Source organism: Pseudomonas bubulae, assembly GCF_037023725.1.
Classification (GTDB): Bacteria; Pseudomonadota; Gammaproteobacteria; order Pseudomonadales; family Pseudomonadaceae; genus Aquipseudomonas; species Aquipseudomonas bubulae.
Genome location: NZ_CP146077.1, coordinates 758,479 through 771,643, shown reverse-complemented (window position 1 = coordinate 771,643; position 13,165 = coordinate 758,479). Strand labels below are relative to the sequence as shown.

At 59.3% G+C, this 13,165-nt stretch carries 11 protein-coding genes; 1 reads left to right on the top strand and 10 read right to left on the bottom strand.

The features are described from left to right. Positions 1 to 32: 32 nt before the first annotated feature. From epsC to phoB, 7 genes are all read right to left on the bottom strand, one after another. Positions 33 to 959 carry a serine O-acetyltransferase EpsC gene (epsC, locus tag V6L81_RS03500; protein WP_338660480.1) on the bottom strand — a complete coding sequence of 309 codons (927 nt, stop codon included), beginning with the start codon at positions 957 to 959 and terminating at the stop codon, positions 33 to 35. 95 nt (positions 960 to 1,054) lie between these two features. Continuing rightward, positions 1,055 to 2,431: a pitrilysin family protein gene (locus tag V6L81_RS03495; protein WP_095020610.1), complete on the bottom strand. Its 1,377-nt coding sequence runs from the start codon at positions 2,429 to 2,431 to the stop codon at positions 1,055 to 1,057. 83 nt (positions 2,432 to 2,514) lie between these two features. Continuing rightward, positions 2,515 to 4,173, bottom strand: coding sequence for a Na/Pi cotransporter family protein (locus tag V6L81_RS03490; protein ID WP_094999625.1), 1,659 nt, complete (start codon positions 4,171 to 4,173; stop codon positions 2,515 to 2,517). 295 nt (positions 4,174 to 4,468) lie between these two features. Further along, a complete protein-coding gene (locus tag V6L81_RS03485; RefSeq protein WP_094999624.1) occupies positions 4,469 to 5,776 on the bottom strand; it encodes a CitMHS family transporter in 1,308 nt (435 codons plus the stop codon). 207 nt (positions 5,777 to 5,983) lie between these two features. Beyond that, the gene (locus tag V6L81_RS03480; RefSeq protein ID WP_094999623.1) at positions 5,984 to 7,324 is read right to left on the bottom strand and encodes a hemolysin family protein; all 1,341 of its coding nucleotides are present in this window, start codon (positions 7,322 to 7,324) and stop codon (positions 5,984 to 5,986) included. Positions 7,325 to 7,423: 99 nt separating this feature from the next. Next, on the bottom strand, positions 7,424 to 8,746 hold the full coding sequence (gene phoR, locus V6L81_RS03475; RefSeq protein WP_094999622.1) for a phosphate regulon sensor histidine kinase PhoR: 1,323 nt from the start codon (positions 8,744 to 8,746) through the stop codon (positions 7,424 to 7,426). 44 nt (positions 8,747 to 8,790) lie between these two features. Further along, positions 8,791 to 9,483, bottom strand: a complete 693-nt coding sequence (phoB, locus tag V6L81_RS03470) for a phosphate regulon transcriptional regulator PhoB (RefSeq protein ID WP_138738414.1) — start codon at positions 9,481 to 9,483, stop codon at positions 8,791 to 8,793. 151 nt (positions 9,484 to 9,634) lie between these two features. Here phoB and V6L81_RS03465 point away from each other — a divergent pair, with 151 nt between their 5' ends. Continuing rightward, on the top strand, positions 9,635 to 10,015 hold the full coding sequence (locus V6L81_RS03465) for a hypothetical protein (RefSeq protein ID WP_338660479.1): 381 nt from the start codon (positions 9,635 to 9,637) through the stop codon (positions 10,013 to 10,015). A 193-nt stretch (positions 10,016 to 10,208) separates the two neighbouring features. On the opposite strand, the gene V6L81_RS03460 is transcribed toward V6L81_RS03465, so the two are convergent. Genes V6L81_RS03460 through V6L81_RS03450 form a run of 3 tightly spaced genes read right to left on the bottom strand, consistent with a single transcriptional unit; the run spans position 10,209 to position 13,155 of the window. Continuing rightward, entirely contained in the window at positions 10,209 to 11,099 is an 891-nt protein-coding gene (locus V6L81_RS03460) for an ABC transporter permease subunit (RefSeq protein ID WP_016782811.1), read from the bottom strand. Further along, positions 11,096 to 12,016 (bottom strand): ABC transporter permease subunit, encoded by a 921-nt coding sequence (locus V6L81_RS03455; protein WP_029611643.1) that lies wholly within the window; start codon positions 12,014 to 12,016, stop codon positions 11,096 to 11,098. The genes V6L81_RS03460 and V6L81_RS03455 overlap by 4 nt, the downstream gene beginning before the upstream one ends. Beyond that, positions 12,013 to 13,155 (bottom strand): ABC transporter ATP-binding protein, encoded by a 1,143-nt coding sequence (locus V6L81_RS03450; protein ID WP_094999618.1) that lies wholly within the window; start codon positions 13,153 to 13,155, stop codon positions 12,013 to 12,015. The genes V6L81_RS03455 and V6L81_RS03450 overlap by 4 nt, the downstream gene beginning before the upstream one ends. Positions 13,156 to 13,165 lie beyond the last annotated feature (10 nt).

Genomic DNA, 13,165 nt, shown 5'->3' with positions numbered 1-13,165 from the left:
GGCTGGGGTGAGGGCAAGAGGCTTAAACCGTATTACTTCTGCGTCCCGTCATCATGCAGCAGGTTAGCCTGGGTCAGGTTGCTGCCTGCCGGTACGCTGCGGGTCAACCATACGTTGCCACCAATGGTCGAACCCTGACCAATGGTGATACGCCCCAAAATCGTCGCTCCCGCATAAATCACCACATCATCCTCAACGATCGGATGACGTGGATGGCCTTTTTGCAGCTGTCCCGACTCATCCGCCGGGAACCGCTTGGCACCCAACGTCACAGCCTGATAAATCCGCACACGCTCGCCAATAATCGCAGTTTCACCAATCACCACACCCGTGCCGTGATCGATAAAGAAACTGCGGCCAATCTGCGCGCCGGGGTGAATGTCGATCCCCGTGGCCGAATGGGCGATTTCTGCGCTGATCCGCGCCAGCAACGGTAGCCCGGCACGGTACAGGTGGTGCGCCAACCGGTGATGAATCACCGCCAGAATTCCCGGGTAGCACAGCAGCACTTCATCGACGCAGCGCGCCGCCGGGTCACCGTGGTAAGCGGCCAGTACGTCAGTATCGAGAATGCTGCGCAAACCCGGCAATGCCAGGGCAAAGTCCTGAATCAGCAAGGTCGCCGTCGCATCCACTCCCTCATCCGGCAACCCGCCCTGACGCGCGACATAACGCAACTCCAGCCGGGCCTGGGTCAGCAACGCATTGAGGGCTACGTCCAGGGTGTGGCCCACGTAGAAATCTTCGCTCTCTTCACGCAGGTCCACCGGGCCCAAACGCATCGGAAACAAAGCACCGCAAAGAGCTTCAAGAATATCGGCCATTGCAGCACGCGACGGCAGCTCGCGACCGCCCTGTTCGCCACTGACGCGGCCGTTTTGCGTACGCCACTGGTTTCGCGCCGCGCGCAGTTGGCAGACGATGGCCTGCAATTGCCAAGGATTGGAACGATCACTCACGATGAATACTCCGCACGCTGGCGGCTGGATCAACCAGCCGCGAATAGGCAATGATTTTACGGTATCAAAACGTTTGCGACTCCGGCAATCAAGCCTTAACGCCGGCGCCAAAGGCGCCAACCCACCGCGGCGCTGATCAACAGCAGCAACCCGCCCAAAATGGCCATGCTCAAGCCGTGATAGCTGAATAGCGGCTTTTCGATGCGAATGTACCCGGGCTCGGCAAATAACTCGCGCAGTGCGGCATTTGCCTGCTCCAGGTTAATGGCCTGCAACTGCCGGGCAGGGTCGGCAAAACGGCCTTCATCGTAGTCTCCCAGCGAGGCCCAGTAGTAATCAGCCAGCGCACTGCTGCCTTGCACCGTCCACGCCTGACGGGAAATGGCCGTTTGCTTGAGTCGGGCAAACACCTGCGGATCCAGCCCGTCCTTGAGCAGCCGTGACGTGAGTTGCTGCATCACCTCACGGGCCCTGGGCACGTTCTCGCGTTCAAGATCCGCATTCAGACTCAGAAAACTCACGCCGCCAAACACCTCCCGCTCAGCCCAGGGGCCGTAAGACAAGCCGTGCTTGAGCCGCAGTTCGCTGTACAGCGCCCACTCCAGATAATCGCGCAGCAGGGTCCAGGTTTCATCGGATTGCCCTTCGATAACCGGTTCGGGCAGCAACCAGTGCAGGGTTGCCGTATCGCCCACCACACCGCGCACCAGCTCGCGCTCTGCGTCGGCCTTGGCATCGATGGCGGCCAGGGGACGGTGCTCGCTGGGGTCAACCGGCTCGAGGGCACCGTAGGCTCGCTCGAGATAAGCTGGCAAGAAACGGTCAAGGTCGCCGACGATAATCAGCGTCATGTTGTTGGGCGCGTACCACTTCTGGCGTACAGCCTCTAGCTGCTGGCGGGTAAGGTCATGCACTTCGGCCCGCTCGGCGCATTTCAGGCCCAATTCGACAGCCAACTGGTTGCTGGCGCTGTGGCCCAGGTCCTGACGGTCCAGCCAGCGCTGCAAGTGCGAATAATGGCCGCCGTCTTCGCGCTCGACCACCTGCTTGGCGTCGCTGATACGCTGCTCGGTCAGCTGTGTGCGGGTCAGCAACCCCAGCAGCAGGTCGAGAATCTTGCGCTGATTTTTTGCCGGGGCCTCGATCACAAAGGTGGTATCGGCGCTGCTGGTAAAAGCGTTCCATTCGCCCCCCAGCGCTTGCATGCGCTCCTCCAGCCCCCCTTCACCGGTGTCGTCGATGCCGCTGAAGAGCAAATGTTCCAGCAGATGGGGCAATTGCTGATCGGCGCAGGAAAAGTCATCCATACCCACCCCCACCACCAGCCGAATAGCCACATGATCGCGATCGTTGTTGGGTTTGAGGATCAGTTGCAGACCATTGGGCAGTTGATAGCCCTCAACGCTGTAGCGATCCAGGGCAAAGCCTTGGGCAGCGCCAAGCAGCAAGCAGATAAACAGCAGGCAACGCATAAAAAATCCCTGAATTCTCGAATCCTTGAGCCCGTGCAGCTTAGTCGCTGCATAACGGCTGACAACAGCCCGACGTACAACGTTCAAGGCGAATGTTGCGTGTCGGCTGCGTCATCCAACTCCAGGGCCCCGGTTTCAGAGGTCTCCAGCACCACGTAGGCGCTGCCGCAAAACAACGAGTTAAGGCGTTTCATGTCCGCGATCAGCTCCAGATGCATAGAACTGGTCTCGATACTTTGTGTGACTTTACGCTGCAAGCGACTTACGTGAGCGTGGGCCAAACGCCGCTCCTGGGCGCGAAAGCGGCGTTTTTCACGCAGCAGTTGGCGGGCGTTCTGCGGGTCGGAATTGAGAAACACCGTCAGCCCAAGACGCAAATTATCGATTAACTGGGTTTGCAGGCCCACCAGCTCCTCCAGCCCTGTTTCTGAAAATGACCGGCGCTGGGAGGTTTTCTGCTGCTGGACTTTGCGCAGCATGCGTTCGATTACATCACTGGCAAGTTTGAGGTTGATCGCCAGTTCGATGATTTCAGCCCAGCGCCGACTGTCCTGCTCGCTTAAATCCTCCCGAGGCATTTGTGCCAGATAGAGTTTTACCGCGCTGTAGAGCACTTCGACTTCATCGCTCAACGTGCGCATTTCCGCGGTGATAGCCGTTTGCTTGCCGCGTAGAACGTCGAGCATATTGACCAACATGGTGTCGATCAGGTCGCCAATACGCAGGGTTTCGCGCACCGCATTGGCTAGCGCCAGGCTCGGTGTATCGAGGGCGGCGGGGTCCAGGTGGCGCGGTTTGGCGACACCGTTGGTTTGCTCGCGCTCAGGCAGCAGCCAGGCGCAAATGCGCGCCATCAGGCCTACTGTCGGCAACATCAAGAAACAGCGGGCGGTGTTGTAGAGCAGATGGAAGCCGATCACCAACTCCTGGGCGCTATAGCTCAGGCTGTCCATCCAGGCCACCAGCGGGTCGAGCACGGGCATGATCAACAACAGGCCGATCAGCTTGTACAGCAGGCTGCCCAATGCCACCTGCCGGCCCGCTGCGTTCTGCATATTGGTACTGAGAAACGCCAGTATGCCGCTGCCGATATTGGCGCCAATCACCAGGCCGATGGCCACATGCAGGCTGATAACCCCCGCGCCCGCCAATGTGGCGGTCAGCAGCACGGCTGCCAGGCTTGAGTAAGACACCATGGCGAACAGGGCGCCAACCAGGGCATCGAGCAGAATATCGCCGGTCAACGAAGCAAAAATCACCTTCACACCCTGAGCATGGGTGATGGGTGTGGCGGCTTCGACAATCAATTGCAACGCCAGGATGATCAAGCCCAGGCCAATGCCCACCCGCCCCAGTTGCCCGGCACGGGTTTGCTTGCGGGTCAAAAAGAAAATCACACCCAGAAAAATCAACAGCGGCGACAGCCACGACAGGTCGAAGGTCAGCACCCGCGCCATCAAGGCCGTACCGACATCGGCACCGAGCATGGTGGCCAGCGCGGGAGTGAGCGCCATCAGCCCCTGGCCGACAAAGGAGGTGACCAGCATGGCCGTGGCGTTGCTGCTTTGCACCATGGCGGTAACCACGATCCCCGCGACAAAGGCAAACATGCGCCTGGAGACGTTTTGCCCGATGACATGGCGCAGGTTGGTACCGTAGACCCGCAAGATGCCGGTTCGGACGATATGCGTGCCCCAGATGAGCAAGGCCACGGCGGAAAGCAGATTGAGCAGGGTCAGCATGCTGGCTCCCTGTGGTAGATGTGTCTAAGGATCAGATAGCTGCGGGCCGCTCCTACAGATGTTTCTTAAGATGTAGTCGGCAATTGAGCAGAGCGCCAGCATCGCATAGCAGGGGCAGGGTTGAAAGATTAATACCTCGTAGCAGCTGCCGAGGAACGAAGGCTGCGTCCGGCTGCGCAGCAGTCGTAAAATCGGCGATTGCGGTGTGTCAGGCACACCATAGGCTCAGACTTTACGACCGCTTCGCGCTCGAACGCAGCCTTCGTTCCTCGGCAGCTGCTACGCGATTGCTGTGTTACAGCGTACTGAACAGCGGGAATGTGCCCAGCAGCAGCGCGGCGACCATGATGCACAGGCACACCAGAATCGCCCACTTGAGGGTGAAACGCTGGTGATCGCCAAACTCGATACCGGCCAGGGCTACCAGCAGGTAGGTCGAGGGCACCAGTGGGCTGAGCAAATGCACTGGCTGGCCGACAATTGAGGCACGGGCCATTTCGGCGGCAGTGATGCCGTAGTGGCTGGCCGCTTCGGCCAATACAGGCAGTACCCCGTAGTAGAACGCATCGTTGGACATGAAGAAGGTGAAGGGCATGCTCACCAGCGCGGTGATCACCGCCAGATACGGCCCGAGCGCAGGCGGAATCACGGCCAACAGGCTTTTGGACATGGCATCGACCATCCCGGTGCCCGACAGGATGCCAGTGAAGATACCCGCGGCAAAAATCAGCCCAACCACTGCCAGGACACTGCCAGCATGGGCCGCTACGCGGTCTTTTTGCTGTTGCAGGCAAGGATAGTTGACGATCATCGCGATACTGAACGCGACCATAAACAACACGGGCAGAGGCAGCAGGCCGGCAATCAGCGCGATCATCAGCGCCAGGGTCAATGCACCGTTGAACCAGATCAGTTTAGGTCGACGTGCATCCGGATACTGCGACACGCTGATTTCGCTGTGGTCGACTTCATCGCCGTGCAGGTGCAATTCGCCCAGACGCGCACGCTCGCGCTTGCCGTAGAACCAGGCGATGACCAGGATCGCTGCGCAGCCGGCGAGCATTGCCGGGATCATCGGTACAAAAATATCCGAAGGATCGACGTGCAGCGCACTGGCCGCCCGTGCTGTCGGGCCGCCCCAGGGCGTCATGTTCATCACGCCGCCGGCCAGGATGATCAGGCCGGCCATGATCCGCGGGCTCATCCCGATACGGCTGTAGAGCGGCAGCATGGCCGCTACGCAAATCATGTAGGTGGTCGCGCCGTCGCCATCCAGGGACACCACCAGCGCCAGCACCGCCGTGCCCACCGAGATTTTCAGCGGATCACCCTTGACCAGCTTGAGGATCTTGCGCACTGCCGGGTCAAACAGACCGGAGTCGATCATCAGGGCAAAGTAGAGGATGGCGAACATCAGCATCACCCCGGTAGGGGCCAGCTTGGTGATGCCTTCGAGCATCATCGGGCCGATTTTCGGGGCAAAACCGCCGAAAACGGCAAACAGGATGGGCACCAGAATCAGGGCGATCAGGGCGGAAAGACGCTTGGTCATGATCAGGTACATGAATGTAATGACCATGGCAAAGCCAAGGAAGGTCAGCATGAAAGTCACCCTTATTGTTGTAGTAAGGCGCTGACCGCGGGTTGTACGCGTGGCAGGCCAACCGGTCTGTTGCCGGTAATGACTCGATGCTAGAGAGGGAAGCTTTCAGCCAGCTTTCGCTGGCAAAAGTTCTTACAGAAGGGAGAGTTGCATAAATCCTTGCAGCATCTGCCGAAGGAACGAGGCAGCTGCTACAAAGAGCGGGATTTAATCCAGCTTGAGGACTTTGGCCAGGACGATTTTCGGACCTTTCATCTTTTTGATGATGATGCGCAGGCCTTCGACTTCCAGTTGTTCTTCTTCGGCCGGAACCCGCTTGAGGGTGTCGTAGATCAGGCCCGCGACGGTTTCGGCTTCAACGTGGTCAAGGTCCACACCCAGCAAGCGTTCAATCTTGAACAACGGCGTGTCGCCGCGCACCAGCAGCTTGCCAGGCTGATACGACAGAATGCCGCGCTCGGCCTTGCGGTGTTCGTCCTGGATATCACCTACCAGCACTTCCAGCACGTCCTCCATGGTCAGGTAGCCCACCACCTTGCCGTCAGCTTCTTCAACCAGGGCAAAGTGCGCGCCGCCCTTGCGGAACTGCTCAAGCAACTGACTCAGCGGCATATGCCGCGACACCCGCTCCAGCGGTCGGGTCAGTTCTTCAAGGTTGAAGGTTTCGGGCAAGTGGTCCAGGTCGGCCAGTTCCAGCAGCAGATCCTTGATGTGCAGCAAACCGACGAAGGTGTTGGTGTCGGCATCATAGACCGGGTAGCGGCTGAATTTGTGGCGACGGAACAGCGCCAGGATGTCCTTGAGCGGCGCCTTGGAATCCAGGGTCACCAGGTCTTCGCGGGAGTTGGCCCAGTCGACCACTTCCAGCTCGCCCATTTCCACGGCAGAAGCCAGCACGCGCATGCCCTGGTCGCTCGGATCCTGGCCACGGCTGGAGTGCAGGATCAGCTTGAGTTCTTCACGGCTGTAAGCGTGATCGTGATGGGCACCGGGCTCACCCTGGCCGGCAATACGCAAAATCGCGTTGGCACTGGCGTTGAGCAGGTAAATCGCCGGGTACATGGCCCAGTAGAACAGGTACAGCGGCACGGCGGTCCACAGCGACAGGGTCTCTGGCTTGCGGATGGCCCAGGACTTGGGCGCCAGCTCACCGACCACGATGTGCAGGTAGGAAATGATAAAGAAGGCGGTAAAGAACGATACGCCCTTGATCACTTCAGGCGACGAGACGCCGATGGCGCCCAGCAGCGGCTCCAGGATATGGGCGAACGCCGGCTCGCCGACCCAGCCCAGGCCCAGCGAGGCCAGGGTGATACCCAGCTGGCAGGCAGACAGGTAGGCGTCGAGCTGGTTATGCACGGTGCGCAGGATCTGCCCGCGCCAGCCGTTGTCTTCGGCTATCGCCTCAACCCGGGTGGAGCGCAATTTGACCATGGCAAATTCGGCCGCAACGAAAAAACCGTTGAGCAAAACCAGGATCAAAGCAAAAAGAATCATGCCGAAGTCGGCGAAGAGTGTCGCGAGGGTCAAGCCAGGGGAAGGGTCCATGATGGAGTTTTACGGGTTCCGTCGTTACAGATAGGGAGGTATGGCCAAACAATGTAACGGCTGATGTAGCCCTTGCCTAGTGGGAAAGGGCTACAGGGCCTAGTCAATAAGTGTCTTTGGCTGGGGTTTTGTCACCTGGCCCGGTGCGAAATGGCAGGTGAAGGTGCTGCCGTGTCCCAATACGCTGCTGATCTCCAGGCGCGCGCGGTGGCGCAGCAACACATGCTTGACGATCGCCAGGCCCAGCCCGGTGCCGCCGGTGCTGGCGTTGCGGCTGGAGTCGACACGGTAGAAGCGTTCCGTAAGGCGCGGCAAATGCTTGTTGTCGATACCCACGCCCGAGTCCTGCACGCTCAAGTGGGCGCCCGCGCTGTCTGCCCACCAGCGAATGCGTACGCTGCCGCCATCGGGGGTGTATTTGACGGCGTTGAACACCAGGTTGGAGAACGCGCTGCGCAATTCGGCTTCGCTGCCCTTGAGCGCGCAATCGGCTTCCACGTCCAGGGTGATCGTCTGGTTGCGCTGACCGGACAACGCCTGGGCGTCGCTCTTGATCGAACGCAGCAAGCTGTCGATGGCCACCGGCTGGTTATCCGAGGGGTAGTCCGTGGCCTCCAGCTTGGCCAGCAACAGCAGGTCGTTGAGCAGGGTCTGCATGCGTTCACCCTGTTGCTGCATTTGCGACAGGGGGCGCTTCCATCGCGGGTTTACGTCGTCGACGTTATCGAGCAGGGTTTCAAGATAGCCACAGATCACCGTCAACGGCGTACGCAGTTCATGGGACACGTTGGCGATAAAGTCTTTGCGCATCTGCTCCAGTTGATGAATGCGCGTCACGTCGCGCACCAGCATCAGGTGTTCGTTGTTGCCGTAGCGGGTGATATAGAGCTGGATGCGCAAGTGATCGTTGACCGGCGAGGGGATATCCAGCGGTTCGCCATAATTACCTTGCTCGAAGTATTCCTTGAAGCGCGGGTGGCGTACCAGGTTGGTCACTGGCTGGCCGCTGTCCTGTGGCGTCTTGAGACCCAGCAGGGTCTCTGCGGCGAGGTTCCACCACTCCAGGTTGCCGTCACTGTCTAGCATGATCACCGCGTCCTTGAGCGCCGCCGTAGACTCTTGCACGCGATCGATCACCGCTTGCAGTCGCCCGCGTACGCGCTGGTCACGGCGCTGCAGGTGGTAGATGCTGTCGAACACCTCGCCCCACAAACCGTAGCCATCGGGCGGTGCTTCGTCGGGTTTGTGCTGGCGCAGCCACTCGTGCAGGCGCAGCAACTGCTTGAGGGTCCAGCCCAGATAGAACGCCAGGCCAATGGCCAGGCTCCAGCCGTAATAGCCACTGATCAGCCCGACCAGCAGGCAGCCAGTGACCAAAAGCAACAAATGACGGATCAGAGTGCCATGCCAGTTTTGATTCACGTCGCGCGAGTCCTTGCTTGCCGCTGGATCAGTGAGAGCCGGTATCAGGCCTTGGTGGAAAACCGGTAACCGGTACCACGCACGGTTTGTACCAGATTTTCGTAAGCCTCACCGAGCGCTTTGCGCAAGCGGCGGATATGCACGTCCACAGTGCGCTCCTCCACATACACGTTGCCGCCCCAGACCTGGTCCAGCAACTGGCCCCGGGTGTAGGCGCGCTCCTGGTGGGTCATGAAAAATTGCAGCAGGCGGTATTCAGTGGGGCCCATTTCGGCAGGGGTGCCGTCGATGGTCACGCGGTGGCTGATGGGGTCGAGCAGCAGACCGCCAATCTCGATGGGCGATTCGGCATCGGCCGGGCCGGCGCGGCGCAGCACAGCCTTGAGGCGGGCGACCAGCTCACGGGGGGAGAATGGTTTGGTGATGTAGTCATCCGCGCCCACTTCCAGGCCCTGGATCTTGTTGTCCTCTTCACCCTTGGCCGTGAGCATGATGATGGGAATACCGCTGGTCAGCTCTTCGCGCTTGAGGCGTCGGGCCAGCTCAATGCCCGACGTGCCGCCGGGCAGCATCCAGTCGAGCAGGATCAGGTCCGGTTTACGGTCCACGATAATGGCATGGGCATCCTGGGCATTATCGGCTTCAAGGCAATCGTAGCCCGCCATTTCCAGGGCCACGGCGATCATCTCGCGGATCGGCGCCTCGTCATCAACGATCAAAATGCTCCTGCCAACCATGCCGTAATCCTCTCGTCATTAAACTGTCTTGTGGCGCATTAGATAACGCAATTATTGCAGTCGTGTGACAGCTTTGGGGATGGGCGCGCGCTAACGGTTAGTGAACTACGCTTTAGTCTCAAATCGTACAACCACAAAAAGGACGATTCCAATGACATCTAGCTCGTTTTCCCTAAAAACATTGCTGCTGGCCGTAGTCTTCACCTTGCCCGGGTTGGCGTATGCGGCTGAACCGGCGATGACCAAGGACGGCATGCTGGTTGACCACAAAGGCATGACCCTCTACACCTTCGCCAAGGATGCGGGCGGCAAATCGATGTGCAATGACAAGTGCGCCGCCAACTGGCCGCCGCTGGCAGCCGAGAGCACAGCCATGGACATGGGCAAATGGACGGCCATCAAACGCGATGACGGCCACATGCAATGGGCCTATGACGGCAAACCGCTGTACACCTTCGTGATGGACAAGAAAGCCGGTGACATGACCGGTGACGGTAAAATGGACGGGGCGTGGAAGGTGGCCAAGCCATAGGAAGATCAAAAAAACCCTCACCCTGACTCTCTCCCAATGGGAGAGGGGACTAAAAGCAAAAGCAGATGTACGCCTCACTGAAGATCGGCTCCCTCTCCCTCCGGGAGAGGGCTGGGGTGAGGGGCTCTTGATCTCAGGCAAAAAAAAACCTCGCCTCCCTGTCACAGGGGGCGAGGTTTTTTATGACGCTGTCTTAAACCGCGCTGGTCGACTGCGGACGACGCACGTCCGGCTGCTTCCACGATTCCGCCGCAGACTCATCGATAGCCTGCTGAATCGCCTTTTTGCGGTGCTCTTCAGCGCGGCGGCTGAAGAACCACACCATAAAGGTCACCAGTGACACTGCCAGCAAAATCAGGCTGGCCACGGCGTTGATCTCAGGTTTGACCCCCAGGCGCACCGCCGAAAACACTTCCATCGGCAAGGTCGTCGACCCCGGCCCCGACACAAAGCTGGCCAGTACCAGGTCGTCCAGCGACAGGGCAAAGGACATCATTGCGCCGGCCGCCAGGGAGGGCGCAATCATGGGAATGGTGATCAAAAAGAATACCTTCCACGGCTTGGCACCCAGGTCCATGGCCGCTTCTTCGATCGACAGATCCAGCTCACGCAAGCGCGACGACACCACCACCGCCACATAGGCCGAGCAGAACGTCGTGTGCGCGATCCAGATGGTCACCAGGCCACGTTCTTGCGGCCAGCCAATCATCTGCGCCATCGCCACGAACAGCAGCAACAGCGACAGACCGGTAATCACCTCTGGCATGACCAGCGGCGCCGTCACCAGGCCGCCAAACAGCGTGCGACCCTTGAAGCGGCTGATACGCGTCAGCACAAATGCCGCCAACGTACCCAGTGCCACCGCTGCAATCGCCGTGTACAGGGCGATTTCCAGCGAGCGCATCACCGAACCCATCAGTTGCGTGTTGTCCAGCAGGCCCACGTACCACTTCAACGACCAGCCGCCCCACACCGTCACCAGCTTGGAGGCGTTGAACGAGTAGATCACCAGAATCAGCATCGGCAGGTAGATGAACAACAACCCCGCGACCAACATAAAGCTAGAAAAACGGAAGCGATTCATATCTTGCCCTCCAGCTCTTTAGCCTGGCTGCGGTTGAACAGAATGATGGGCACGATCAGGATCGCCAGCATGACCACGGCAAGCGCAGACGCCACCGGCCAGTCACGGTTATTGAAGAACTCTTGCCACAGCACTTTACCGATCATCAGGGTTTCCGGGCCGCCCAGCAGTTCCGGGATCACGAACTCGCCCACCACCGGGATAAACACCAGCATGCAGCCGGCGATAATGCCGTTTTTGGACAGCGGCACGGTGATCTTCCAGAAGCTGTTGAAGGTGCTCGACCCCAGGTCTGACGCGGCTTCCAGCAAGCTGGTGTCGTGTTTCACCAGGTTGGCATACAGCGGCAGGATCATGAATGGCAGGTACGAATACACAATGCCGATATACACCGCGATATTGGTGTTGAGGATCTGCAGGGGTTCACTGATCCAGCCCATCGACATCAAGAAGCCATTGAGCAGGCCGTTGTTGCTGAGAATGCCCATCCACGCGTAGACGCGGATCAGGATCGCGGTCCAGGTCGGCATCATGATCAGCAGTACCAGCACGGTCTGCATCTCTTTACGGGCATTGGCGATGGCATAGGCCATCGGATAACCGATCAGCAGGCACAGCAGGGTGCTGAAGAAAGCCATCTTCAGGGAGCCCAGATACGCGGCGATATACAGTTCATCGTCGCCGAGCATGGCGTAGTTGCCCAGGTTCAGCAGTACCTGGATTTTCTGGTCAACGTAGCTATAGATCTCGGTATACGGCGGAATCGCGACGTCCGCTTCGGCAAAGCTGATCTTCAGGACGATGAAGAACGGCAGCATGAAGAACAAAAACAGCCACAGGAATGGAATCCCGATGACCATATGGCGGCCACCGGGGGTTATTCGTTGCAGTCGGCGTTTGAGTTTTCGCATGTTCATGAGCGCAATACCACGCCGCTGTCGTCTTCCCACCACACGTAGACTTCGTCGTCCCAGGTCGGGCGGGCGCCACGGCGTTCGGCGTTGGCCACAAACGACTGCACCAGCTTGCCGCTCGGCAGCTCGACGTAGAACACCGAGTGCCCGCCCAGGTAAGCGATGTCATGCACCTTACCGCGCGACCAGTTGTATTCGCAGGTCGGCTTTTCGGTGGTGACGAGCATTTTTTCCGGGCGAATCGCGTAGGTGGTGTGCTTGTCTTCCACCGAGGTGCTCACGCCGTGACCGACGTAAATGTCGTTCTCCAGCTCCGGGCACTTGATCCGCGCATAGCCTTCAGCGTCATCGACCACTTCACCGTCGAACAGGTTGACGTTGCCGATAAATTCGCACACCAGGCGGCTGACCGGGGTTTCGTAAATGTCGATCGGGCTGCCGATCTGGGCAATCCAGCCCAAATGCATGATCGCAATACGCTGGGCCATGGTCATGGCCTCTTCCTGGTCGTGGGTCACCATCACGCAGGTCACGCCCACGCGCTCGATGATTTCCACCAGTTCGAGCTGCATCTGCGAACGCAGTTTTTTGTCCAGCGCGCCCATTGGCTCATCCAGCAGCAGCAACTTCGGGCGCTTGGCCAGCGAACGGGCCAGGGCAACACGCTGGCGCTGGCCACCGGAAAGCTGATGCGGCTTGCGCTTGGCGTACTGGCTCATGTGGACCAGCTTGAGCATCTCGCCCACGCGGGCATCGATCTCGGCGGTCGACATCTTGTCCTGCTTGAGGCCGAAGGCGATGTTCTGCGCCACGGTCATATGCGGGAACAGGGCATAGGACTGGAACATCATATTGATCGGCCGCTCATAGGGCGGCAGGTCGGTGATATCAACACCGTCAAGGAAGATACGACCCTCTGTTGGGCGCTCGAAACCGGCGAGCATGCGCAGCAAAGTGGATTTGCCCGATCCCGATCCGCCGAGCAGGGCGAAGATTTCGCCCTTGTTGATTTCCAGGGACACATCGTCCACGGCAATCGTCTCGTCGAATTTCTTCGTGACCCGGTCGATTTTGACCAGCACCTGCTTAGGTGTCTGGTCGCCCTCGAGGGCTTTCTTATAGGCGCCGGAGGCAACAGCCATTACGTAACTC

Coding starts and splice junctions, on each gene's coding strand:
- V6L81_RS03495 (WP_095020610.1), bottom strand. CDS start 2,431: ATGCGTTGCCTGCTGTTTATCTGCTTGCTGCTTGGCGCTGCCCAAGGC.
- V6L81_RS03490 (WP_094999625.1), bottom strand. CDS start 4,173: ATGCTGACCCTGCTCAATCTGCTTTCCGCCGTGGCCTTGCTCATCTGG.
- V6L81_RS03485 (WP_094999624.1), bottom strand. CDS start 5,776: ATGCTGACCTTCCTTGGCTTTGCCATGGTCATTACATTCATGTACCTG.
- V6L81_RS03480 (WP_094999623.1), bottom strand. CDS start 7,324: ATGGACCCTTCCCCTGGCTTGACCCTCGCGACACTCTTCGCCGACTTC.
- phoB (WP_138738414.1), bottom strand. CDS start 9,483: ATGGTTGGCAGGAGCATTTTGATCGTTGATGACGAGGCGCCGATCCGC.
- V6L81_RS03465 (WP_338660479.1), top strand. CDS start 9,635: ATGACATCTAGCTCGTTTTCCCTAAAAACATTGCTGCTGGCCGTAGTC.
- V6L81_RS03460 (WP_016782811.1), bottom strand. CDS start 11,099: ATGAATCGCTTCCGTTTTTCTAGCTTTATGTTGGTCGCGGGGTTGTTG.
- V6L81_RS03455 (WP_029611643.1), bottom strand. CDS start 12,016: ATGAACATGCGAAAACTCAAACGCCGACTGCAACGAATAACCCCCGGT.
- V6L81_RS03450 (WP_094999618.1), bottom strand. CDS start 13,155: ATGGCTGTTGCCTCCGGCGCCTATAAGAAAGCCCTCGAGGGCGACCAG.